Source organism: Staphylococcus sp. GDX8P54P (genome assembly GCF_017893165.1).
Classification (GTDB): domain Bacteria; phylum Bacillota; class Bacilli; order Staphylococcales; family Staphylococcaceae; genus Staphylococcus; species Staphylococcus borealis.
The window spans coordinates 1-1,106 of the sequence record NZ_JAESMM010000003.1 but is presented as its reverse complement, the minus strand read 5'-3'; the positions used below and the strand labels follow the sequence as shown (position 1 = coordinate 1,106).

The following is a 1,106-nucleotide window of genomic DNA, read 5'->3' as shown; positions in this document are numbered from 1 at the left end:
ACCAATTGAGCTAGGCCGGCATAGTGAAATGGTTCAGGACAGAGTCGAACTGCCGACACATGGAGCTTCAATCCATTGCTCTACCAACTGAGCTACTGAACCATAATTTGTAATGGCGGTCTCGACGGGAATCGAACCCGCGATCTCCTGCGTGACAGGCAGGCGTGTTAACCGCTACACTACGAGACCTAAAAATGTAATTGCGGGAGGCGGATTTGAACCACCGACCTTCGGGTTATGAGCCCGACGAGCTACCGAACTGCTCCATCCCGCGATAATAATTAATGGCGGAGGAAGAGGGATTCGAACCCCCGCGGCCCGTTAAGGCCCTGTCGGTTTTCAAGACCGATCCCTTCAGCCGGACTTGGGTATTCCTCCACTAATTAAATGTAAATTACTATAAAATTGATAAATGGCGGTCTCGACGGGAATCGAACCCGCGATCTCCTGCGTGACAGGCAGGCGTGTTAACCGCTACACTACGAGACCATTAAAATACGGAGGAAGAGGGATTCGAACCCCCGCGAGCCGTTAAGCCCCTGTCGGTTTTCAAGACCGATCCCTTCAGCCGGACTTGGGTATTCCTCCAAAATTATATGGACCTTGCAGGACTCGAACCTGCGACCGAACGGTTATGAGCCGTTAGCTCTAACCAACTGAGCTAAAGGTCCAAATTATAATTCTACAACTAATAAGTAGTGGCGGTGGAGGGGATCGAACCCCCGACCTCACGGGTATGAACCGTACGCTCTAGCCAGCTGAGCTACACCGCCGTTATCTAGTTTGTAAATGTAATATGGTGGAGACTAGCGGGATCGAACCGCTGACCTCCTGCGTGCAAAGCAGGCGCTCTCCCAGCTGAGCTAAGCCCCCATATTGTATTTAAATAAAGTTCCTATCGGGAAGACAGGATTCGAACCTGCGACCCCTTGGTCCCAAACCAAGTGCTCTACCAAGCTGAGCTACTTCCCGTAAGAGAACGCGCCCGATAGGAGTCGAACCCATAACCTCTTGATCCGTAGTCAAACGCTCTATCCAATTGAGCTATGCCGCCAATAACTGGGCTAGCTGGATTCGAACCAGCGCGTGACGTAGTCACAGTCAGT

At 51.5% G+C, this 1,106-nt stretch carries 11 tRNA genes; all 11 read right to left on the bottom strand.

The window, feature by feature from the left end:
• Positions 1 to 29: 29 nt before the first annotated feature.
• The 11 genes from KA909_RS00550 to KA909_RS00500 all read right to left on the bottom strand — a co-directional run bounded on the left by KA909_RS00550 (position 30) and on the right by KA909_RS00500 (position 1,053).
• Positions 30 to 102 (bottom strand) — tRNA-Phe (locus KA909_RS00550).
• Positions 103 to 113: 11 nt separating this feature from the next.
• A tRNA-Asp gene (locus KA909_RS00545) sits at positions 114 to 189 on the bottom strand.
• An 11-nt stretch (positions 190 to 200) separates the two neighbouring features.
• Positions 201 to 274: transfer RNA gene (locus tag KA909_RS00540), tRNA-Met, on the bottom strand.
• An 11-nt stretch (positions 275 to 285) separates the two neighbouring features.
• Positions 286 to 378 (bottom strand) — tRNA-Ser (locus KA909_RS00535).
• Positions 379 to 413: 35 nt separating this feature from the next.
• Positions 414 to 489 (bottom strand) — tRNA-Asp (locus tag KA909_RS00530).
• Between the two features lie 9 nt (positions 490 to 498).
• Positions 499 to 588 (bottom strand) — tRNA-Ser (locus KA909_RS00525).
• Between the two features lie 9 nt (positions 589 to 597).
• Positions 598 to 671: transfer RNA gene (locus KA909_RS00520), tRNA-Ile, on the bottom strand.
• Positions 672 to 699: 28 nt separating this feature from the next.
• Positions 700 to 773: transfer RNA gene (locus tag KA909_RS00515), tRNA-Met, on the bottom strand.
• A gap of 24 nt (positions 774 to 797) precedes the next feature.
• Positions 798 to 873: transfer RNA gene (locus tag KA909_RS00510), tRNA-Ala, on the bottom strand.
• A 25-nt stretch (positions 874 to 898) separates the two neighbouring features.
• Positions 899 to 972, bottom strand: a tRNA-Pro gene (locus KA909_RS00505).
• An 8-nt stretch (positions 973 to 980) separates the two neighbouring features.
• A tRNA-Arg gene (locus tag KA909_RS00500) sits at positions 981 to 1,053 on the bottom strand.
• Between the last annotated feature and the right edge of the window lie 53 nt (positions 1,054 to 1,106).